Below are 432 nucleotides of genomic sequence, written 5' to 3' on the forward strand. Positions count from 1 at the left end.
AACATATTACGGCCAATTAAACCTTCCTCGTCACATATCATCAGCACTTGCGTAAAGAGCGGTTCAATTTGTTCGTGCATTTTAGCAACGAAACCCGCTATTGATGTGTAATGCGGCTGAATATCACCCGACACACTCATAAATAAAATGTTTGTTTCACATGCTTTAGCAATACGACGACTACTGATTAAACCATGTGCATAACCAAGTAAAATAATCTTTAGCATCAACGATGGTGGATATGCCGCAGCGCCTGTTTTATCGTTGTTGTACCATGCATCAAACCCCGTTAAATCGAGTTTATTTTCAACAATATGACAAAGCGCATACTCAAAGGTGCCTGGCAAAATTTGCTCAGAGAAATTGATAGGAATGAATTTATTTTGGCAGGAGAAGTCAGGCTTGTAGTTGGCCATAACACGTTACCGTGGA

1 protein-coding gene is annotated in these 432 nt (G+C 40.0%); it reads right to left on the reverse strand.

Features of this window, described 5'->3' with window-relative positions; translation table 11 throughout:
• A partial coding sequence (locus N482_RS05070) for a transposase (protein ID WP_196765308.1) occupies nucleotides 1-416 on the reverse strand: 416 nt, incomplete at its 3' end.
• Nucleotides 417-432: the final 16 nt, after the last annotated feature.

The sequence above is a fragment of the Pseudoalteromonas luteoviolacea NCIMB 1942 genome (genome assembly GCF_001625595.1).
GTDB classification, from domain to species: domain Bacteria; phylum Pseudomonadota; class Gammaproteobacteria; order Enterobacterales; family Alteromonadaceae; genus Pseudoalteromonas; species Pseudoalteromonas luteoviolacea_A.